The organism is Spirosoma lacussanchae (assembly GCF_005870035.1).
Classification (GTDB): Bacteria; Bacteroidota; Bacteroidia; order Cytophagales; family Spirosomataceae; genus Spirosoma; species Spirosoma lacussanchae.
Genome location: NZ_SWJG01000003.1, coordinates 156690 through 178482, shown reverse-complemented (window position 1 = coordinate 178482; position 21793 = coordinate 156690). Strand labels below are relative to the sequence as shown.

18 protein-coding genes are annotated in these 21793 nt (G+C 54.6%); 17 read left to right on the top strand and 1 reads right to left on the bottom strand.

Translation table 11 applies throughout. The annotated features are described in order from the left end of the window. Positions 1–26: 26 nt before the first annotated feature. The 15 genes from FBR45_RS14005 to FBR45_RS13935 all read left to right on the top strand — a co-directional run bounded on the left by FBR45_RS14005 (position 27) and on the right by FBR45_RS13935 (position 16994). Positions 27–614, top strand: a complete 588-nt coding sequence (locus tag FBR45_RS14005; RefSeq protein ID WP_138503379.1) for an adenylate kinase — start codon at positions 27–29, stop codon at positions 612–614. A 43-nt stretch (positions 615–657) separates the two neighbouring features. Beyond that, entirely contained in the window at positions 658–1668 is a 1011-nt protein-coding gene (gene obgE / locus FBR45_RS14000; RefSeq protein ID WP_138503998.1) for a GTPase ObgE, read from the top strand. 50 nt (positions 1669–1718) lie between these two features. Continuing rightward, positions 1719–4688 (top strand): T9SS type A sorting domain-containing protein, encoded by a 2970-nt coding sequence (locus tag FBR45_RS13995; protein WP_138503377.1) that lies wholly within the window; start codon positions 1719–1721, stop codon positions 4686–4688. Positions 4689–4912: 224 nt separating this feature from the next. Next, positions 4913–7018, top strand: coding sequence for a T9SS type A sorting domain-containing protein (locus tag FBR45_RS13990; protein ID WP_246082263.1), 2106 nt, complete (start codon positions 4913–4915; stop codon positions 7016–7018). 205 nt (positions 7019–7223) lie between these two features. Then, positions 7224–7595 (top strand): NADH-quinone oxidoreductase subunit A, encoded by a 372-nt coding sequence (locus tag FBR45_RS13985; protein WP_077923066.1) that lies wholly within the window; start codon positions 7224–7226, stop codon positions 7593–7595. 64 nt (positions 7596–7659) lie between these two features. Beyond that, the gene (locus FBR45_RS13980; protein WP_077923065.1) at positions 7660–8205 is read left to right on the top strand and encodes an NADH-quinone oxidoreductase subunit B; all 546 of its coding nucleotides are present in this window, start codon (positions 7660–7662) and stop codon (positions 8203–8205) included. A gap of 98 nt (positions 8206–8303) precedes the next feature. Next, the gene (locus FBR45_RS13975) at positions 8304–8804 is read left to right on the top strand and encodes an NADH-quinone oxidoreductase subunit C (RefSeq protein ID WP_138503373.1); all 501 of its coding nucleotides are present in this window, start codon (positions 8304–8306) and stop codon (positions 8802–8804) included. 82 nt (positions 8805–8886) lie between these two features. Continuing rightward, positions 8887–10119: an NADH dehydrogenase (quinone) subunit D gene (gene nuoD, locus FBR45_RS13970; protein ID WP_138503371.1), complete on the top strand. Its 1233-nt coding sequence runs from the start codon at positions 8887–8889 to the stop codon at positions 10117–10119. A 13-nt stretch (positions 10120–10132) separates the two neighbouring features. Next, positions 10133–10633, top strand: a complete 501-nt coding sequence (nuoE, locus tag FBR45_RS13965; RefSeq protein WP_129603173.1) for an NADH-quinone oxidoreductase subunit NuoE — start codon at positions 10133–10135, stop codon at positions 10631–10633. 9 nt (positions 10634–10642) lie between these two features. Further along, positions 10643–11983, top strand: a complete 1341-nt coding sequence (gene nuoF, locus FBR45_RS13960; protein ID WP_138503369.1) for an NADH-quinone oxidoreductase subunit NuoF — start codon at positions 10643–10645, stop codon at positions 11981–11983. Positions 11984–12048: 65 nt separating this feature from the next. Continuing rightward, positions 12049–13122, top strand: coding sequence for a 2Fe-2S iron-sulfur cluster-binding protein (locus tag FBR45_RS13955; protein WP_138503367.1), 1074 nt, complete (start codon positions 12049–12051; stop codon positions 13120–13122). Positions 13123–13214: 92 nt separating this feature from the next. After that, on the top strand, positions 13215–14384 hold the full coding sequence (gene nuoH / locus FBR45_RS13950) for an NADH-quinone oxidoreductase subunit NuoH (protein ID WP_138503365.1): 1170 nt from the start codon (positions 13215–13217) through the stop codon (positions 14382–14384). A gap of 3 nt (positions 14385–14387) precedes the next feature. Further along, entirely contained in the window at positions 14388–14954 is a 567-nt protein-coding gene (locus FBR45_RS13945; protein WP_077923058.1) for a NuoI/complex I 23 kDa subunit family protein, read from the top strand. Positions 14955–15059: 105 nt separating this feature from the next. Next, complete coding sequence (locus FBR45_RS13940; RefSeq protein ID WP_077923057.1) at positions 15060–15614, top strand: NADH-quinone oxidoreductase subunit J family protein; 555 nt, start codon at positions 15060–15062, stop codon at positions 15612–15614. A 201-nt stretch (positions 15615–15815) separates the two neighbouring features. Further along, positions 15816–16994, top strand: coding sequence for an acetyl-CoA C-acyltransferase (locus tag FBR45_RS13935; protein ID WP_077923056.1), 1179 nt, complete (start codon positions 15816–15818; stop codon positions 16992–16994). A 107-nt stretch (positions 16995–17101) separates the two neighbouring features. Here the strand turns inward: FBR45_RS13935 and FBR45_RS13930 are convergent, their stop codons facing one another. Further along, positions 17102–19021: a LysM peptidoglycan-binding domain-containing protein gene (locus FBR45_RS13930; RefSeq protein WP_138503363.1), complete on the bottom strand. Its 1920-nt coding sequence runs from the start codon at positions 19019–19021 to the stop codon at positions 17102–17104. 273 nt (positions 19022–19294) lie between these two features. Between FBR45_RS13930 and FBR45_RS13925 the strand changes: the two genes are divergently transcribed. Both FBR45_RS13925 and FBR45_RS13920 read left to right on the top strand, forming a co-directional pair. After that, positions 19295–21109 (top strand): acyl-CoA dehydrogenase family protein, encoded by a 1815-nt coding sequence (locus FBR45_RS13925; RefSeq protein ID WP_138503361.1) that lies wholly within the window; start codon positions 19295–19297, stop codon positions 21107–21109. Positions 21110–21275: 166 nt separating this feature from the next. Beyond that, positions 21276–21770, top strand: a complete 495-nt coding sequence (locus FBR45_RS13920) for a GyrI-like domain-containing protein (protein WP_138503359.1) — start codon at positions 21276–21278, stop codon at positions 21768–21770. Positions 21771–21793 lie beyond the last annotated feature (23 nt).

The window sequence follows — 21793 nt, the reverse complement described above, 5'->3', positions numbered from 1 at the left end:
AGAACGACACTACCCCGTAAGGCCGTATGCTTAACCTTGTACTGTTTGGCCCACCGGGTGCCGGAAAAGGTACCCAAAGTGAGAAGTTAATTCAGAAATACAACTTAGTACATCTGTCTACAGGAGATCTTCTCCGCTCGCAGATTGCAGCCGGTACGGAGCTGGGCATGCGGGCCAAGCAGTTGATGGACCAGGGCCTGTTAGTACCAGACGAAGTGGTGATCGGCATGATCGACTATAAACTCCGGGAGAACCAGGAGGCCGCTGGCTTTATTTTCGACGGTTTTCCGAGAACGGTGCCGCAGGCGCAGGCACTTGACCAGTTACTGGCTCAGTACAATACGCAGATCACTACCATGATTGCGCTGGTCGTTGACGATGCCGAACTGATTCGTCGACTGCTGAAACGGGGCGAAACGTCAGGCAGACCCGACGATCGGGACGAAACAACCGCTCGCCGACGCGTTAGCGTATACAACAGCGAAACCGCACCCGTAGCCGATTATTATAATCAGCAACAGAAATACATAGCCGTTGACGGCATTGGTGAGATCGGCGAGATTTTCGAACTGATCTGCCAGAATATTGAAACAGCTGTTACAAAAACAGCGTGACCCCGCCAACCTGATCGGTCTTAAGTTCAGGAAAGCAATTCGTATGGCTTCATCAAACTTCATTGACTACGTTAAAATAAACTGCCGTTCAGGAGCAGGCGGTGCTGGTTCAGTTCATTTTCGGCGCGAAAAGCACGTTCCTAAAGGTGGTCCTGACGGGGGCGATGGGGGCCGTGGCGGGCACATTATCCTGAAAGGCAATGCACAACTCTGGACGTTGCTTCACCTTAAATACCGGAAACACGTCAAAGCCGAGAACGGCACAGCCGGCGAAGGTGGCCGTCGGAGCGGCCAGCAGGGCGAAGATGTTTTTCTGGAAGTACCGCTGGGTACCATTGCCCGCGATCCGGACACCGGCGAAAAGTTGGCCGAGATAACTGAAGATAGTCAGGAACTAATTCTGCTGCCGGGCGGCCGGGGTGGGTTGGGTAACGACCACTTTAAATCAGCTACCCAGCAAGCTCCGCACTATGCCCAGCCGGGCGAGGCCGGGCAGGAAGCCTGGGTGGTACTGGAACTGAAACTCCTGGCCGACGTAGGACTGGTAGGCTTTCCTAACGCCGGTAAGTCTACCCTTTTATCCGCTGTTTCGGCAGCCCGACCCGAAATTGCCGACTATCCATTTACAACGCTTGTCCCCAATTTGGGGGTCGTAGCATATAGAGACTTCAAATCATTCGTAATGGCCGACATTCCGGGCATTATTGAAGGAGCCTCACAGGGTAAAGGGCTGGGGCTGCGTTTCCTGCGTCACATCGAGCGAAACTCGATCCTGCTGTTTCTGGTACCGGCTACCAGCGACAACATTCGACAGGAGTATAATACGCTGCTCGATGAGCTACACGCCTACAATCCGGAGTTAATGGATAAAAAGCGGCTGCTGGCCATCACCAAAATTGATTTATTGGAAAATGAAGAAGCCCTGGCGCTTCTGAAAGAAGATTTACCGAAAAAAGTGCCGGTCACGTTCATATCCTCGGTTAGTCAGCGTGGCCTCACGGAGTTGAAAGATCTTATCTGGCAAAATCTGACAACGACAGCTGAAGCAACCTGATTTACTCTCAATCGATGTGGCGGGCTGCCAACCTGTCATTTAAACTACTTATGAAGAACTTATCCGTAGCGTTTGTTCTGACGGTTTGCCTGTTTATTCCGCTTGCAACGATAGCTCAGATTCAGATTTCGTTTCCGACCACACGGGCGGTGTTTCAGCGTAGTAACGCGAACCAGGCTACCATTCGGGTCTCAGGCTACTATACCGCTCCCATCACACGGGTAGAAGCCCGGCTGATTGCGCGGGATGGCGTTGGCAGCTCTACCGACTGGCGTATCATTCAGGGAAACCCAACGGGTGGCGTCTTTGCCGGTGATCTGTCCGGACAGGGGGGCTGGTACAACCTGGAAGTGCGCGGCATGAGTGGCGATCAGCAGGTAGGTACTGCGCAGGTTGAACGGGTAGGGATTGGAGAAGTATTTGTGATTGCGGGCCAGTCAAACGCGCAGGGGGTTCACCAGAGCGCCCCAAACCCCGGTAATGATCTGGTCAACTGTGTCAACTACCGCTATCCGGACAATGGCTTTCCGAACGACCCGCCTAAACCCGAATTCACGCGGCTGGATAACTCGCCAGGTTTTACCATTGCTCCGCGTGGTACGGGTAGCTGGTGCTGGGGCCAGCTGGGTGATATTCTGGTGAAACGGCTTCGGGTGCCGGTTATGTTCTTCAACGCAGCCTTTACCGGAACCGCCGTGCAGAATTGGAGCCAGAGCGCTCCCGACGGGGGTATCGCCTACGGTGTTTACAACGGTGATCCCTACCCGAACCGCCAGCCATATATTAACCTGAAAATTGCGCTTCAGTACTACGCCAACACGCTGGGTTGCCGGGCAGTACTATGGCATCAGGGCGAAGCTGACAACCTGATTAAGTCGCAGCAGAGCTTCTACGTGAGTCAGCTACAGATTGTGATTAGTCAGAGCCGTCAGGATTTTGGCCGAAACGTGCCCTGGATGGTGGCCCGGGCTACGTATGGCGATTACATCGGCTTGAGCAATCCGACCATCATTGGGGCTCAGAATCAGGTGATCGCATCAACAGCCAACGTATTTGCCGGACCCAACACGGATAACATTCAGGTACCTCGTCTGCGGCCCCCGCTTAACGACATCGAAGGTGTTCACTTCGACAATGACGGCCTGGTTGAGGTAGCCAATGCCTGGAATAATAGCATGACCGATGCGTTCTTTCAGCAGGCCAATCCCATCGGACCGGCCGCAGCCCCTACCCTGTCAGTAGCCTGCGCGTCGAACAACAATTTGACCGTAACGGTCAATGGCGATTTCCCGACTGTTCAGTGGACGTCGGGCGAAACCGGGCGTAGCATTACCCGGGGTGCGGGTCTGTATCAGGCAAAAATCAAAGACGCCCTGGGCAATACATTCTTTTCCGGACAGGTGCGCATATCCGATGCTCCCGTCGCAGCCGTTGCGGATAACCGACCGCCGTCCATCTGTATTGGCAGTAGTCTGGCGCTGACTTCCAATTACGACAATGTTACCTGGTTCAGAGGAGGAGACAATACCGGAACCACCAGCCGTACCTTCAGCACATCGACAGCCGGGGCATACTCGGTTCGCTATGCCGATGTGAGTGGCTGTACTTTTACCTCCAATACCATCAACCTGTCGGTTAATCCGCTCCCGGCAACGCCTACGGTAGCTAACGAACGACCTACCACGTTCTGTCAGGGCGACAATACCGTATTGCGGGCCAGCAGCGATAATGTTCAGTACAACTGGAGCTCCGGCCAGCGGGATAAAGCCATTACGGTAGGCACATCAGGCAACTATTTCCTGACCGTTACTGACCAGAACGGCTGTACCTCCTTCGCGTCGAATACCGTAGCGGTAACCGCCAATCCGGTACCTGCCAAACCGACCGTTGCAACCAACGGCCCGACCACGTTCTGCGCCGACCGAAACGTAACGCTGACGGCTCAGGAAAACACCGCCTATACCTGGAGCAACGGCCAGACAACCCGCGCCATTACGGTGAACCAGTCCGGCAATTACTCGCTACAGGTACGCAATCAGTTTGGCTGTGCTTCGGTCAACTCAGATGTGATCACCGTATCGGTTAACCCGCTACCGCCCACCCCAACGGTTACGGCGGCCGGCCCAACTACCTTCTGCGAAGGCAACCGGGTAACGCTAAACTCGACCAGCCCCTTCGACGTGGTATGGGCCAGCGGGCAAACCACTAAATCGATCACGGTCAATTCGAGTGGTAATTATGCCGTACAGGCCCGCGATCAGAACGGTTGCCTGTCGCCCTATTCGCCCATTATCGTTGTACGGGCCAACCCATTACCTGCTACGCCAACCATCCTGACCAATAAACCATCAACCATCTGCGAAGGTGACCGGATCACCCTGCGCGTCGATGGTCCTTTCACCGTTTTCTGGAGCACCGGCGATTCTACAGCCAGCATCACGACCAGCCAGCCCGGTGGTTATTCGGCTCGCGTACGGGACGTAAACGGCTGTGTATCGGCTCAGGCGGGTAGTCTGACCGTGGCTACCCGTCCGTTACCACCGGCGCCATCCGTCAATCAGATTGGTACCTACACCCTCGAAGCCGTAAGCTCGACCAACGGGACGGAGTTCCGCTGGCGCCGGAACGCTGATTCGCTGGCCGTACAGACGGGCATCATCAAAGCCAATCAGGCCGGCAACTACACCGCGCGGGCGTCGATCGTTTACTCAAACTCGCTAACCTGTTTCTCTGCACCGTCGGCTCCGCTATCGTTCACCATCGACCTCAGCAACGGGGGAGTTAGCATTTATCCTAACCCCAGCCCTGATAAGAGGGTGGTGCTCGAAACGCTGGAAAATCACTCCAACGTGTCAGTAACGGTGTACTCACTAACGGGGCAGATTATTTCGACGTATAGGGTTCCCCTGTTCGACGAGCGGAAGCAGCTCGAATTAACAGGTGTTCCATCGGGTAGCTACGTATTGCGCCTGCAGGCAGCCGACTTCGACATTTCAAAACGAATTATTCTGGGCTTGTAATATTATTGCCAAACTGACCGTTCAATCATTGAAATTAGCCTTATTTTTGCATTTTACCGGGATACGTATTTCCCGGAAGGCCATAGATTGAACAGGGTCTGATTTTTGCTGTGAATTGGCTGGTAAGTATATAGTCTAGCAAGTGAATAGCAGAAATGGCCGCTTACAGGCATCGAATGAACAAGCATTATTTTCTACAGAGATTACTAGTGAGGGGCAGTTTGATGCTGGCACTGGCGGGGCTACAGTGGATACCCACCTTTGGGCAGAGTATCAAAATCACCTATCCTGAGAGCCGGGCCGTTTTCCAGCGGGAGAACGATAACACAAGCACTATTTTTCTGTCGGGTAACTATTACCAGCCCGTCGACAGCGTTCAGGCGCGGGTTCAGGCCGAAGCGGCCGGGCAGGGGGTAAACACCGACTGGGTAACGATTCAACGAAACGTTCAGGGGGGACTGTTCCAGGGGGCTATCCGGGTGCGGGGCGGCTGGTACCGGCTCGAAGCGCAGGCTTTCTACAGAGGGGTGCTGGTTGGCTCCGACGTGGTTCGGAAGGTCGGCGTGGGCGAGGTGTTTATCATCACCGGCCAATCCAACGCCCAGGGCTTCCAGAACTTTGGCGCTACCGGCGCTTCAGACGACCGGGTTAACTGCGTTACCTACGATAACACAACGGCCAACTCGCTCAACGATCCGCCAGCGCCGACCTTTCAGCAATTGAGCGCCACCTCCCTTATCGGTCCCCGCGGCCAAAGTGCCTGGTGCTGGGGCGTACTCGGCGACCTGATTGCCCGACAGTATCAGGTTCCGGTCCTGTTCATCAATACTGCCTGGCAGGCTACCGTCATCAAAAACTGGCGCGAAAGTGCCGACGGGCAGATTACCAAAAACATTTTCGCGCTCGGAACACCCAACGAGAATTTTCCGCCGGGTATGCCCTATGCTAACCTGGTAATTGCTCTTCGTTATTACTGTTCGCTACAGGGCCTGCGGGCTGTACTCTGGCAGCAGGGCGAAAATGACAACGTGCCCCTGAACTCGACCCGACAGGCCTACGGTCGCGACATGCAGTATCTGGTCAACAAGACCCGCTCCGATACCGAGCGTTATCCGGCCTGGGTACTGGCCCGGTCTTCGTACAATACGGGTAAAGTCAGCCAGGACATTATCCAGGCGCAGAACGACGTTATCAACACCTTCAACAACAACGTATTTGCCGGGCCTTTTACAGATAATATTCAGGTCCCCCGGTACGAGGGCGAAGTACACTTCGGGGGCGATGGGCTCCGGCAACTGGGTCAGGCCTGGTTTGAAAGTCTGAACTCCGTATTCTTCGCCAGTTCAAGACCCCTCCCGCCACTCCCTCCGCCGGCCGCTACAGTCACCTGCGCCAGTAGCAACAACGCCCTGACCGTAACGCTGCCCAATCTATACCAGTCGTACAGCTGGAATACCGGCCAAACCGGCCGAACCATCAACGTGACGCAGCCGGGTCGCTATCGGGCAACGCTCAAAGACCGTAACGGCAATACCTACCTCTCACCGGTTATCGATGTGCAGGGAACCATCCAGCCGGGCACCCCAACCATCTCGGTGTCGGGGCAGGAAGGGCGGCCCGCCAGCAGTCAGCTGCAAGTCTGTACCGACTCGTCGTTAACACTCGTGGCCAATACCGCCACCAACAGCATGGCCGTCTGGAGCAATGGAGCCACCACCCCGACTATCCGTCTGACTCAGGCCGGCAACTATTCGCTACAGGCCGTCAACGTCTACGGCTGCCGCTCCGGCCAGTCGTCGTCCGTCAGCCTGACCGTACGGCAGAAGCCGGCCGTGCCTACCATCGAGCAAGTGGGGGCCTATACTCTGCAGGCAATATTGCCCGCGCCCACGGGGGGGCAGTCAGATCTGTTCGACTGGCGACGGGCCAACCAGCTTCTTCCTCAGAATACAGCGACCGTTAAAGTCGTTGTGTCGGCCGACTACGCTGTGCGGGCCCGGACCAACTACGTTCTGGGAACCAGTAATCTGACCTGCACTTCGGATTTCAGCGCGCCCAAGCCTTTTGTATTCGACCTGTCGAACGGCGGACTGACCGTTTACCCGAACCCATCGAGCGACGGTAAGGTAACGATCGAAACGGCCGAAAACCTGCGCAATGCAGATGTTCAGGTCTTCTCGCTGATGGGCCGTCGAATCTTCGGCACGGTTGTTCCTATACTCGATGAACGGAAATCCGTCGACTTATCGAGCCTGTCGCAGGGGGTTTATATCATCCGGGTCCGATCGGCGGGTTTCGACGTGTCGCAGCGGGTAATCATCAATCGATAAGCTGATCCTGTACAAATGCCGAAACGCCTTCCCTGACCGGAGGGCGTTTCGTGTTTCTTCACCGATCAGCGAAGCGCTGTAATTGCGTAAACAACGCTGGTGTCGTATCTTTGGAAGACTATTCGCTGCGGTTGTTGGCGGTTGTGAAGCACAACGCTTAATAGTTTTATCACTACCTTTGCAGGGTTCTCTATCAATAAATTATATGGATACAACCTACGTGCCTGCCGACTATCTGCCGGTGCTGATTCAGCTGGGCTTAGCCTTGGGATTTATCGTTACAACCATGATTGTAACGCACTCGATTGGCCCCAAGCGGAACAGTGTGAAAAAGGACGATCCGTTCGAGTGTGGTATTCCTGTTCAGGGAGATGCCCGCACGCCGATTTCCATCAAGTATTTCCTGATTGCCATCCTGTTCGTTCTGTTCGACGTGGAGGTAATCTTCCTCTACCCATGGGCCGTTAACTTCAAAGGGCTGGGCATGACCGGCTTCATTGAAATGGTTCTTTTTATGGGGCTGTTGCTGGCTGGTTTCTACTACATCATCCGAAAGGGTGTATTGAAGTGGGAATAAGGTCGATAAATGAATTTTCAAACATATTTATTCGTTGTTACAGTAACTAACTGCAACGTAATGTATGGCAACTGACATCAAATTGGCCGAGGCCCCGGCGAGTTACGACGGACCTGGATTTTCGGCTACTTCGTTCGATAAAATCATTGGTCTGGCCCGCGCCAATTCGCTCTGGCCGTTGCCGTTTGCGACCTCCTGCTGTGGCATCGAATTCATGTCGACCATGGCCTCGCATTATGATTTGGCCCGGTTCGGTTCGGAGCGGCCCAGCTTCTCGCCACGCCAGGCCGATATGCTGCTGGTAGCCGGCACAATTGCCAAGAAAATGGCACCTGTGGTGAAACAGGTTTATCTGCAGATGGCCGAACCACGCTGGGTTATTGCCATCGGTGCCTGTGCGTCGAGCGGTGGTATTTTTGATACCTACAGCGTACTGCAGGGTATCGACCGTATTATTCCCGTCGACGTGTACGTACCGGGCTGCCCCCCTCGCCCCGAACAGATTCTGGACGGCGTCATGCAGGTGCAGGAACTGGCCAAGAACGAATCGCTGCGTCGGCGAAATACTGAAGAGTACCAGAAATTGCTCAATTCGTATAGCATTCAATAAACAGCGCCCGATCGGGTTGTCGAGCTGCTCGGTGTGGTAGTACCACGCGCCGACTCTGCCACCAGCCCGGTTGTTCGCTCATTCACCCACTGCCAGAAATGCTGACCAACGAAGAAGTTGCGCAGACCATCATCAATCAATTTGGAGAAGCCGTCGGTGAATTCGACGATCCGTTCGACCTGTTAACCTTCACGGCCAGCCGCGACCAGATCGTTCCGTTGGTTCGGTTCCTGAACGAGCATACAACTTACCAGTTCAGCTTTCTGACCGACATCACGGCTATTCATTATCCTGACTCCGCCGGTCGGGAGTTTTGTGTTGTGTACCATCTGCATAGCCTCACCAACAACTTCCGGCTGCGAATCAAGGTCTATCTGGCCGAAGACGATATTCATATTCCCACGCTGACGCCCCTGTTTGCGAGCGCCAACTGGATGGAGCGCGAAACCTTCGATCTGTTCGGCGTCATTTTTGATGGTCACCCCGACCTGCGCCGGATTTTGAACATGGAGGAGATGGATTATCACCCTATGCGCAAGCAGTACCCGCTCGAGGACGCCACGCGCGAAGACAAGATTGACGCTTTGTTTGGACGATAACTACTGAGTGATTGAGTGGTTGAGTATGGAGTCGCGTTTGCCTCTCACTCAATCGCTCAATCGCCCACTCACTCAATCACACATGGTTTCTGAAGAACTAGATATAGCCAAGAAGAACCTGCCTGCCGAACAGGGACCGGTTCAATACGTCAACGAGTTGACTACGCTCAACCTCGGCCCAACGCACCCCGCTACCCACGGTATCTTCCAGAACGTGCTGCAGATGGACGGGGAGAAAATCGTATCGGGTGAACAGACGATTGGATACATTCACCGGGCGTTCGAGAAAATTGCCGAACGGCGACCCTTTTATCAGATCACGACCCTGACCGACCGGATGAACTACTGCTCGTCGCCCATTAACAACATGGGCTGGCACATGACGGTAGAGAAGCTGCTTGGCGTAGAAGTACCCAAGCGGGCTCAGTACATCCGGGTCATTATGATGGAGCTGGCACGCCTGGCCGACCACTTGATCTGCAACGGGATTCTGGGCGTTGATACGGGTGCGTTTACGGGCTTCCTGTACATCTATCAGGAGCGTGAAAACATCTACGAAATTTACGAAGAAGTTTGCGGAGCCCGCCTGACCACCAACATGGGTCGCATCGGCGGTATGGAGCGCGACCTGTCGCCTACCGCCATCCGTAAGATTAAAGAACTAATTCCGCGCTTTCGGAAAGTCCTGACCGAGTTCGAAAACCTCTTCAATCGCAACCGGATCTTTATGGACCGCGTCGTGGGCGTAGGTGGTATTACGGCCGAGCGTGCCCTGAGCTACGGTTTCACGGGCCCAAACCTGCGGGCAGCCGGGGTCGATTACGACGTGCGGGTCATGAATCCGTATTCGTCGTATCAGGATTTCGAGTTCGATATTCCGGTTGGTCAGAGTGGCGATACTTACGACCGGTTTATGGTTCGTAACGAAGAAATGTGGCAGAGTCTGCGCATTCTGGAGCAGGCCATCAACAACCTGCCCGAAGGTCCCCACTTTGCCGATGCTCCGCAGTACTACCTGCCGCCCAAGCAGGAAGTATATAAAAACATGGAAGCGCTCATTTATCACTTCAAGATCGTGATGGGCGAGATCGACGCCCCGGTGGGTGAAGTTTACCACGCCGTAGAAGGTGGTAACGGTGAGTTGGGTTTTTACCTCATCAGCGATGGGGGTCGCGCTCCGTACCGGCTGCACTTCCGCCGTCCGTGTTTCATTTATTACCAGGCCTATCCCGAAATGTGCAAAGGCCTTACTCTTTCCGACGCCATCGTAATCATGAGTAGCATGAACGTGATTGCGGGCGAGTTAGACGCTTAATTTACGGATACCTATGACAACCGAGAGCAAACCCACCATACAATTCACACCGGAGCGGCTGGCCAAGGTGCAGGAAATCATTGCCCGTTATCCCGAAGGAAAACAAAAATCAGCGCTGCTTCCCCTACTGCATCTGCTGCAGGAGCAGGAAGGCTGGACCAGCCCCGAAGGTATGGATTACGTGGCGAGTCTGCTCAACATCGAACCCATCGAAGTGTACGAGGTTGCGTCGTTCTATACGATGTACCACCTCCAGCCGGTTGGCAAGCACGTAATCGAATACTGCCGGACGGGGCCATGCTGCCTGATGGGGGGCGAAGAGGTCTACGCTCACCTGAAGCAACGGCTGGGCATCGATACCGGTCAGACTACTGTCGACGGGCAGTTTACCCTGAAAGAAGTAGAATGTCTGGCGGCCTGTGGCATGGGGCCGGTCTTCCAGATCCGGGAAAAATATTACATGCACCTGACCAACGAGCGCGTGGACGAAATCATTGACGAACTGTCGAAATAAAACCCACACATGGCTACCAAGATATTAACTGAACATATCAACGTTCCCGGCATCGAAACTTTCGATGTATACCGGAAGCAGGGCGGCTATACGGCCGTTGAAAAAGCGCTGAAGACGATGACACCGGAGGCTGTTGTCGAAGAAGTGAAAAAGGCGGGCGTTCGGGGTCGGGGCGGTGCAGGCTTCCCAATGGGTATGAAGTGGAGTTTTCTGGCTAAGCCGGAAGGCGTTCCGCGTTATCTCGTTTGTAACGCCGACGAGTCGGAGCCGGGTACCTTTAAGGATCACTACCTGATGAAGAACATCCCGCACCTGCTCATCGAGGGAATGATCATTTCGTCGTTTGCGCTCGGGGCCAACAAATCGTTCATCTACGTACGCGGGGAGCTGATGTACGTGATTCATATCCTCGAGAAAGCCATCGCCGAAGCAAAAGCGAAGGGATTTCTAGGTAAAAATATTTTGGGTAGTGGCTATGACCTTGAGCTGGTTGTTCAGCCCGGTGGTGGCGCTTACATCTGTGGCGAAGAGACCGCCCTGCTCGAATCGCTCGAAGGCAAACGGGGCAACCCGCGCAACAAACCGCCCTTCCCGGCCGTAAAAGGCCTGTATCAGTGTCCAACGGTGGTTAACAACGTAGAGTCGATTGCTACCACCGCCTGGATCGTCAACAACGGGGGCGACGCCTATGCCGGTATCGGCATTGGCCGCAGCACGGGCACCAAACTAATTTCGGCCTCGGGTCATATCAACAAGCCGGGCGTGTACGAAATCGAGCTGGGCGTTCCGGTCGAAGACTTTATCTATGCCGACGAATGGTGTGGCGGCATCCGGCCGGGCCATAAGTTTAAAGCCCTCGTTGCGGGTGGCTCATCAGTGCCGATTCTGCCCGCTAACCTCGCGCTGACCCTGGCCAACGGCGAAAAACGACTGATGTCGTATGAATCGCTGTCGGACGGTGGGTTTGCTACGGGTACTATGCTGGGCTCGGGCGGCTTCATCGTGTTCGACGAAACGTCCTGTATCGTGCGTAACACCTGGAATTTCTCCCGGTTCTACCATCACGAGTCGTGTGGTCAGTGCAGCCCCTGCCGCGAAGGCACCGGCTGGATGGAGAAGGTGTTGCACCGGATCGAACACGGTCACGGCCACCAGCACGACATCGACCTGCTGGTCGACGTAGCCAAAAAGATCGAAGGCAATACGATCTGCCCCCTCGGCGATGCAGCAGCCTGGCCAGTAGCCAGTGCTATCCGCCACTTCCGTGATGAATTTATGTGGCATATCACCAACCCGCAGGAGGCCACCCAGCCGGGTGCCGTTTATCGCGGAGACCTGGCCTTAGTTTAAACGAATACGGCAGAAAAGCCGTACTGTACTGATTGACCGGCGGCTTCAAAGCCGCATTACGATACATGGAAGAAACAAAGCCGCAACTGCTGAGAGTTACCATCGACGGTATTCAGGTCGAGGTAGAGCCGGGAACAACGATATTACAGGCCGCCCGCAAAATCGGCCCGGAAGTAGCGCCCCCCGCCATGTGCTATTACCAGCCGCTGAAAGGGAGTGGTGGTAAGTGCCGGGCCTGTCTGGTACGGGTGGCGGCCGGCTCGGAGAAAGATCCGCGGCCAATGCCCAAACTCGTAGCTTCCTGCCTGACCCCCGTTCAGGATGGTATGGTTGTCGAAAATACAACCAACCCGCAGGTCATTGATGCCCGGAATGGGGTTGTCGAGTTTCTGCTGCTGAACCACCCACTCGACTGCCCGGTTTGCGATCAGGCAGGCGAATGCGACCTGCAGAACTTTGCGTTCGACCACGGCAAGGCAACCACCCGCTACGAAGAAGACCGGCGGACGTTCGAGAAAAACGATCTGGGTCCGTATATCCAGCTGCACATGACGCGCTGCATCCTGTGCTATCGCTGCGTCTATACAGCCGATCAGATTACCAACAAGCGCGTACACGGGGTACTGAACCGGGGCGACGCGTCGGAAATCAGCACCTATATTGAAAAAGCCATCGACAACGACTTCTCCGGCAACGTGATCGACGTTTGTCCGGTAGGAGCGCTGACCGATAAAACGTACCGGTTCAAGAATCGGGTTTGGTTCACGAAGCCCGTTGACGCCCACCGCGATTGCCCAACCTGTTCGGGTAAGGTGACGCTCTGGTACCGGGGCGACGAGGTAATTCGGGTAACGGCCCGCAAAAACGAGTGGAGCGAAGTAACCGAGTTCATCTGCAACACCTGCCGGTTCGAAACCAAGAAAACCAGCGACTGGACCATTGAAGGCCCAACGAAGGTATCGCGGGCGTCGGTGATTTCGGCCAACAAGTACCGCGCCGATGCCATCAAACCCAGCTTTGGCCAGCGTCTGGCAGCCGCCGAATACAAACCGATCCACGACGAGCGCGACACTACGCAGCTGAGCATTCAGCAACTGCCGCCCGAGCGTTTCGCCAAGCTGCCATCCGCAGAGAGCTAATCTGTCAGAAAACTAACCAGATTGGGATTGCGGGTGTGGCCTTCCGTACGAACCGAGCCGACACGTAAACCAACCATTGAAACCTACTAAACATGGATTTAACCATATTATCGACCAAAGGGATTATTATCCTGGTCGTATTTGGGATAACGCTCCTCATTGCCATGTACTCGACGTATGCCGAGCGCAAGGTAGCGGCATTTCTGCAGGATCGGATCGGACCGAACCGGGCAGGGCCGTGGGGGTTGCTGCAACCGGTTGCCGATGCCGGTAAAATGTTCTTCAAAGAAGACTTTATTCCTTCGCAGGCCAGCAAGTGGCTGTTTATTCTGGGTCCCTGTCTGGCTATTCTGACGGCTCTGATGTCGAGCGCGGTTATTCCGTTTGGCGATACGATCCGGTTCAGCTGGGATAGCAAGAACTATGAAGTAGCGGTACAGGCCATAGAAATCAACATCGGTGTGCTGTACATCTTCGGGGTTGTATCGCTGGGCGTGTATGGCATCATGGTCGGTGGCTGGGCCTCGAACAACAAATTCTCCCTGCTGGGCGCTATCCGGGCGGCTTCGCAGAATATCAGCTATGAAATTGCGCTGGGTCTGTCGCTGATCGCCATCCTGATGATGACGGGTTCGCTGTCGCTGCGGGCCATTATCGATGAGCAGGCGTCCTTCTTCGAGTGGAATGTGTTTACGCAGCCACTGGGGTTCATTATTTTCCTGACCTGCGCCTTTGCCGAGTGTAACCGGACACCGTTCGACCTACCCGAGTGCGAAACCGAGCTGGTAGGCGGCTACCATACCGAATACAGCTCCATGAAACTGGGTTTCTACCTGTTCGCGGAGTACATTAACATGTTCGTATCGTCGGCCTTTATCTCGGCCCTGTATTTTGGTGGTTTCCACTATCCGTTCATGGATCTGGTTAGCGGAGCGCTCGAAAACTCGCTGGGCGCGGTAGCAGGTCATAACGTGGCTACCCTGATTGGCGTCGTGGTATTCTTCGGCAAGATTTTCTTCTTTATTTTCTTCTTCATGTGGGTTCGGTGGACGCTGCCGCGTTTCCGCTACGACCAGCTGATGAATCTGGGCTGGAAAACCTTTATTCCGCTGTCGATTCTGAACGTGGTCATCACGGGCGCCGGTCTGCTGTTCAACTTCAAATACTCGACCTGGCTTATTGCCATTGTCATGATCGTGCTGGCGGTGATGTCTTCTGCCCGCGCTCCCAAACGGACTGTTGTACCACAACAAACAGTTTAAACGATGCAACTCACGAATCGCTCAAAACAAGTCAGCAATAAGGAAATGACGCTGGCGGAAAAGATGTACCTACCGGCCGTTATTGGCGGGCTGGCCATCACGATCCGGCACTTCTTTCGCAAAAAGCCGACCATACAATACCCAGAGGTCAAGAAGTACCTTGGCCCCATTTACCGGGGTCACCACGTGCTGAAGCGCGATGAGCAGGGGCGCGAACGCTGCACTGCCTGTGGGCTCTGCGCGGTAGCCTGCCCGGCCGAAGCCATTTCGATGGTAGCTGCTGAGCGCAAAAAAGGCGAAGAGTCGCTGTACCGGGAAGAAAAGTACGCGGCCGTCTACGAGATCAACATGCTGCGCTGCATCTTCTGCGGCCTCTGCGAAGAAGCCTGCCCCAAACAAGCCGTTTACCTGCGGCACGATCGTATGGTGCCGGTTTTTCAGGAGCGTGACGAAGTTATCTACGGTAAAGATCGGCTGGTCGAGAAAATGGATGATCGATACGTTCGTATTGCCAGCTCAGAAGTACAGGCCACCCCAACCGAGCCGAGCCTGACCCGGGCCGCTACCTAGCGTTTGTCTGCGAGAATCATGCGTAGCCTGGTTGTGCTAACAGAAAAACAGGCTACGCATGACGATCTTCGATGACAATCTCCGACCATTAACGATTACACGTCCATGACTGAGACTATTACTTTTTTCAAGACACTTACGCCAACAGGCTACCTGTTTCTGGCGTTGACCGCCCTGACCCTGTTGAGTGCCATCAGCGTGGTTACGGCCCGTAACCCGATCTACAGCGTACTGGGACTGATTGCAACGTTCTTTTGTCTGTCGGGGCATTACATTCTGCTGAATGCTCAGTTTCTGGCAGCCGTCAACATCATCGTATACGCCGGGGCTATCATGGTTCTGTTCCTGTTTACGATTATGTTTTTGAATCTGCGGAAGGAAGACGAAGAATCGAAAACGAATCTGACCAAAATGGCGTCCGTTGTGGTAGGTGGCATACTCATGGTCATGCTCATTACCATCTTCAGAGCCAAGAGTGCACAGGTGCCGGTCGTGAACGCTACCACCTTCGACGCCAAAACGGGTCTGGTCGAGAATCTCGGTAACCTGCTCTACAGCGACTATATTTTGCCCTTTGAGCTGGCGTCAGTGCTGTTTCTGGTGGCTATGGTCGGCGCCGTTATGCTGGGCAAACGCGAAGCTGGCGACCGCCATTTCTAAACGATTACGCCTTTCATAAGCGCTAAAGCCACTCTTCAGGGAGTGGCTTTTTTTGTACCCGCTACGCCATCAGATCGGCGCCTGATCGAAACCTGGCCTAAACCGTATGCTTGCATAACAATTTTATGTAGGTTTGTAATTATTCCCCCAGGCAATTAGTTAATAGACTAGATGCCTGCTTAACCAGTAATCTAGACAAACATGGACGCATACATTGTTGCCGGATATCGCACAGCTGTGGGCAAAGCTCCGCGTGGTGGTCTCCGCTTAACTCGCCCCGACGACATGGCGGCTGAGGTTATCAAACATTTGCTGAGCCAGGTCCCCAATCTGGATCCGGCCCGCGTAGAAGACCTTATCGTTGGTAATGCCGTACCGGAAGCCGAGCAGGGCATGCAGATTGCGCGGTACATTGCGCTCCTGTCGTTACCCAAAAGTGTACCCGGCTTTACGATAAACCGCTATTGCGGTTCGGGGCTGGAGGCCATCGCGATTGCTTCCGCCAAGATCCACGCGGGTCTGGCCGACTGCATCATTGCGGGGGGTACGGAGTCAATGTCGCTGGTGCCGGTGATGGGCTGGAAAACCGCCCTCAACTACGAAATAGCCAAACAGAACCCTGATTACTATATTGGCATGGGCCTGACGGCTGAGCAGGTTGCGCAGCAATTTGGCATCAGCCGCGACGCTCAGGACGAATTTGCTTATGAGTCGCACCAGAAAGCGCTGGCAGCTCAGGCCGCTGGCAAATTCACCGATGAGATCGTACCCATCAAGGTCAGCGAAACTTATTTCGACGCGGACAGTAACAAAAAGAAGACCCGTGAGTGGACGGTAGCGCAGGACGAAGGTCCCCGTAAAGACACCAGTGCCGAAGGGCTGGCCAAGCTAAAGCCCGTCTTCGCGGCTGGTGGGTCTGTTACGGCTGGCAATTCTTCGCAAACCTCCGACGGAGCCGCTTTCGTACTGGTCATGTCCGAAAAGCTGGTAAATGAACTGGGGCTAAAACCGGTTGCGCGCATGATGTCGTACGCATCGGCCGGGGTCGAACCAAAAATTATGGGTATCGGTCCGGTAGCCGCTATTCCTATTGCGCTGAAAAAAGCCGGGCTCAAGCAGGACGACATTGAACTGATCGAGTTGAACGAAGCCTTCGCAGCTCAGTCGCTGGCCGTTATTCAGGAGCTTGACCTCGACCGCAGCCGGATCAATCCAAATGGAGGGGCCATTGCGCTCGGCCATGCCCTTGGCTCAACCGGAGCCCGACTGTCTGTGCAGCTACTGAATGAGATGCGTCGGCAGGATCAGACCTACGGCATGGTTTCGGCCTGTGTGGGTGGCGGACAGGGTGTGGCCGGCATTTTTGAGCGACTTAACTAAGCCGGCCCAACCGCGGTATACACATTGGAGACGAATTTTATGGAAGGCGGATCGCTGGGTCGGGTGATGCACCCGACCCAGCGATCCGCCTTCCGTATGCCAGCGTATTATTGTTTTTTCCGGATGATGAGCCGCTGGCCTACTTCTATGGAGTAGTTCTTCAGGTTGTTCCAGCGCATGAGATCGGGGATGGTTACGTTATTGATCAGAGCCACCCGGTACACCGTTTGTCCGGGCTTCACCACATGGTACGTCACTTTATCAGGCCGTTCTACAACGTAGGTATTCACGATGCGCTCCGGTGCGGGCCGGGGAGCCGGTGGCGTAACCGACGGACTTGCCCCCCGGGCGGGGGGTACCGCCACGGCCAGCTCCTGCCCAATCTCGAGCGGAATCTTTTCGGAGAGGTTATTCCAAAAGTACAATTGCTGGGGCGTCACCTTGTACATCTTCGCAATGCTGTAGTACGTCTGGCCCGCTTTTACAACGTGTATCCGAACCTTGTCCTGTGGCTGTTTGATAACGGGAGCTATCGTGGTCGGCACCGGCGTCGGTGTCCTGGCTATGGGTGTGGACACCCGCGGTGCCCCCGCTGAATCGGCAGCTGGCTGCCTACGGGGTACCTGCGTTACCGTAGGCGCTACTAACCCGGGCGGCTGGGCGGTTGTGTCCGCACGCACGGGCTCTTTTTTGGCTACCAGCGTATCGGCAACGGGGGCTGGCTCCGGTTCGGGAAGCGGCAGCGCCTGGTACTCGACCGGCTGGTTACTGGGTCGCTTCTTTTGCAGCCACAGAATACGACCGGCGCGTACCCGTTGCCTGGGTTCGAGCCGGTTGAACCGCAATAACGAGCTCAGCCGCACTCCATACATGTTCGACACATCGCGCAGGGTCTGGTTCTTCTGTACAACATGGAATGGTACTTTGGCCCGCTTTGCCTTTCGCTCCAGGTAATAGACCTGACCCGGCCAGATTACGTCCTGTTCGGCCAACTCATTGTAATCCAGAAATTTTTTCACCGACAGGTCGCCGTAGTAAGCCAGCGTGATTGCGTTCTCACAGGGTTGGGCCTGAACGCCCCGCATGTCGTTGATTTTGTAGAAAACGGCCGACGACCGCAGTCCTTCTTCCCGGTACGGCATTTTGAGTAACAGCGGGAATCCCACGTCTCTGAGCCCCCCCATTTGGCTGGCCGCCCCCGCCATCGACGCAGCCCGTACCAGCGGAAACTCGTCGGTCGTTAGCCGGATCAGCACCGGATAGTCGTCGCCCACGGGTACGGTCTGCTCTTTCAGCCATTTGTTGTAGGGCGAAAACCGGTCAATCCTGAGTTCCAGCTGTTTGGCGATGGTTGCCAGCGCTTTCCCACCGCTGTTCCGGTACGGATAAACGACAAACGAAGCCGCTGGTTTATAGATGGGCTCCTCATGCTCGATAGCTATCTTCCGGGCCAGAATTTTCCAGAGCAGTGGAGGGCTGCCTGGCTCAACCAGCAGCGTAGTAGTGTTATCAGAAACGGGCTCGCTGGTTGCAGCGCGAACGTACCGCAGCAGCAGCTGAACGGCATCGCCCCGACTCCGCTCCTGCAGACGCCTAATGTAGGTAGCAACAGCCTCGGTAGCCAGCATTGGGTGTAATCGGGTATCGACAGCGTTGTCGATGCGCAAGCCTAGCCGCCAGGCCTGCGCCGGCGATAGTGCCCAGTAAGCAGGTTCGGCAGGGCTAAAGGGCAGGGCCGCGTAGCGAAAATCGACGGCCAGATCGGCATCGTCCAGATACGGTTGCAGCAGCGGAGTCAACTGTCGGAGAGCATCAACATCCTGCTCCAGCTGGCTTCGATTGGCATAGATCTGCCGGATTTCCTGCTGAATCTGGTAGCGAACCGGTTCGCTTACGTAGATGGTAGCGCCACCAAAGCGAATCTCAGCAGGCACTTCGGGCAATGACTGGGCAACCACTAATTCACTACATGTAGCTACGACAAGAAAAACTCCTACTACTTTACTTACTGCCCAATGTCTAATCATAAAAAAGTTGATTAGGCGCTAATACCTAATAACTGTGGTAACATACTATTAGCCCTATCACTCAAATGTAATCAGTTTCACTATATCTTACCTGCATGTTAACAGGGCTACACAGCAGTATTTATTGAAAGGCCGGTACCCTCTTTTAGTAACAGAGCCAGATTTTGCAGGACTTTTTTGCGGCTTTTTTTGTTATTAGTATGCTTGCATACCATTAACAAACTTCTTTTCTTTGTACTAAATTAGTATGCAAGCATAACAACCCTATTAACTATGATTGCGACAGAGCCCAAAGCCTCTATAAAAGGTGGTGAGTTTTTGATTAAAGAAACCGATGCTGCCCAGGTATTCATTCCTGAAGAGTTTACCGAAGAGCAACAGATGATTGCGGCAACCTGCCACGAATTTCTGGAGCGCGAAATCTGGCCGCGGCTGAACGAGATCGATACCGCCAAATCACCGGAGTTGATTTCGTCGCTAATGGACAAAGCCGGTGAGCTGGGCTTGCTCGGTACGGGTGTGCCGGAAGAGTACGGCGGGTTCGGCATGAATTTCAACACCTCCATGCTGGTGGCTGAAGTAACCGGTGCGGGTCACTCGTTCTCGGTTGCCCTGTCGGCCCATACTGGTATCGGTACCCTCCCTATTGTCTACTACGGCAACGACGACCAGAAGTCGAAATACCTGCCCAAGCTGGCAACCGGCGAGTGGAAAGCCGCCTACTGCCTGACCGAGCCCGACTCGGGTTCAGATGCTAACTCGGGTAAGACCCGCGCGGTACTGAGCGAAGATGGTACGCATTATATCCTGAATGGCCAGAAAATGTGGATCACCAACGGCGGTTTTGCCGATGTCTACATCGTATTCGCCAAAATAGACGACAGCAGCGGGCAGCCAGACAAAAACCTGTCGGCTTTCATTGTCGAGAAGTCATTCGAGGGAATTACCATGAATGAGCCGGAGCATAAGATGGGAATCAAAGGCTCCGATACGCGCCAGATCTTCTTCAACGACACCAAAGTGCCGGTAGAGAACCTGCTGTCTGAGCGTGGAAACGGCTTCAAGATCGCCGTAAACATCCTCAATATCGGCCGAATCAAGCTGGGCGTTGCCGCCATTGGTGGGTCGAAAGAAGTGATCAACAATGCCATCCGGTACTCGAACGAGCGGAAGCAGTTTAAAACCCCTATTTCGCAGTTTGGCGCCATCAAGCATAAACTTGCCGAGATGGCTATCAAAGTATATGCATCCGAAACGGCCAGCTACCGCGCCGGCCAGAACATCGACGACCTGATCGAAGATTTGAAAGAGCAGGGTATGGACGATGCGTCGGCCAAGCTGAAGGCGCTGGAGCAGTTTGCCATTGAGTGTGCCATCATGAAAGTGCACGGCTCGGAAGTACTCGACTACGTGGTAGACGAAGGCGTACAGGTGTACGGAGGTATGGGTTACTCGGCCGACGCACCGATGGACCGGAGCTACCGCGACGCCCGCATCAACCGAATCTTTGAAGGCACGAACGAGATCAACCGGATGCTGGTGGTCGATATGCTGCTGAAGCGCGCCATGAAAGGTGAACTCGACCTGATGGGACCGGCTATGGCCGTTGCCAAAGAGATTATGTCGATTCCGGATTTCAACGCGGAAGAAGAAGAAGGGCTGTTCATTGCCGAGAAGAAAGTACTTCGGAACCTCAAGAAAGCAGCCCTGATGGTAGCCGGTGCCGCCGTACAGAAATTTATGGCTACCCTCTCCAACGAGCAGGAAATCCTGATGAACGTAGCGGACATGGCCATCGAAATCTACGTGGCCGAGTCGGTGCTGCTACGGATCGAGAAGCTGATCGGTACCAAAGGAGAAGCCGCCGTTGACCTTCAGAAACAAATGGCGCTGGTCTACCTCCACGAAGCCGTTGAGAAAGTAAACAACGCTGGCCGGGCTGCCATTACGTCCTTCGCCGAAGGCGACGAGCTGCGCGGTATGCTGATGGGACTGAAACGGTTCACCAAAATCGAGCCGATGAATCTTAAAGACGCCCGCCGTCAGATTGCCGACGCCATGATTGCCGAAAACAAGTATATCTTCTAGGTCTGACCGCTCTTTTTACGGATCGTTCGGTCATACCGTTTACCACCAAAAAGTCGCTTCCCAGGCAGGGAAGCGACTTTTTTTGTTCGTCGCCGAGCCTACTGACATAGGGCTGTCACTGGTCAGTCCGATCTTTGTTCCAGTCATTTACTAAACACAGATACACATGACAACTGACGTACTTATTCCCGAAAAAGCCCTCGCCGAAAGTAATGTTGTTCCGTTCACCGCCCTCACCGTTGGGTTACGCGCCACCCTGCTCACAGCGGCCGATCGGGGCGGAGCAGCTACCCAGCAGTTGCTGTCCGAAGCCGCCCGGCTGGGCCTCGATATGACCCAGCCCCTTCAGTGGATGTATACCGGTGTCAATGGCGACGAAACCAACGAATTCGATCTGGAGATTGCGTTGCCCATCGGGTCAGCGGCTCCGGTTCTGCCCAACCATCCGTTTCAGATCAAAACGTTCCCCGCTTTTCACTGCCTGCATTACACTTACACTGGCCCCTGGAGCGAGTTTATGCCAGTGTATGACGCACTCTTCGCGCAGGTAGAGGCCGGCAATTACCGCCACAATCAGTGCGTTCGGGAGGTCTACAGCGTTGTAAATCTGGAAGCACCTGACCAGTGCGTTACCGATATTCAGATCGGCCTGATTAAGTAACCGGGCTGGTCGATACCTGTTGA